Source organism: Paraburkholderia sp. UCT31 (genome assembly GCF_014397655.1).
Classification (GTDB): domain Bacteria; phylum Pseudomonadota; class Gammaproteobacteria; order Burkholderiales; family Burkholderiaceae; genus Paraburkholderia; species Paraburkholderia tuberum.
In genome coordinates this window covers 1-352 of the sequence record NZ_VZQP01000218.1, presented here as the reverse complement: position 1 = coordinate 352, position 352 = coordinate 1, and the positions used below count along the sequence as shown (strand labels likewise).

Here is a 352-nt window from a genome sequence, read left to right as displayed (position 1 = left end):
AACGGTTGTGTCGCGATAAGAGAAGTGAGGCGCGCGCACTCCGGTATGAATAGGAATGCTTACATGATCAGCGAATAGAATTGCACGGCCGCAGTTTTGATGTCGCGCTCGTCTTGCATCTGCCCTTTGCGAATCATGTGCATCAGCTCGGTACCGGACAGAATAATGCGCGCGCACCGGAAACTCTTGAAACCCATCATCGGCCTGACAATGCGTTTGACGGCACGATGGTCCTGCTCGATGACGTTGTTCAGGTACTTGTTCTGCCGGATCTTGATTGCCGTTGGCCGCTCTGCGTTGAGCGCTTCGAGCGCGGCCAGATTGGCACCACTCTTGTCCACGGTGACAGTTT

At 54.5% G+C, this 352-nt stretch carries 1 protein-coding gene; it reads right to left on the bottom strand.

Annotated features, from left to right (window positions below; genetic code table 11):
* Positions 1–59: 59 nt before the first annotated feature.
* Positions 60–352 (bottom strand): DDE-type integrase/transposase/recombinase (locus tag F6X40_RS41735; RefSeq protein ID WP_187631916.1); only part of this gene is annotated, 293 nt, incomplete at its 5' end.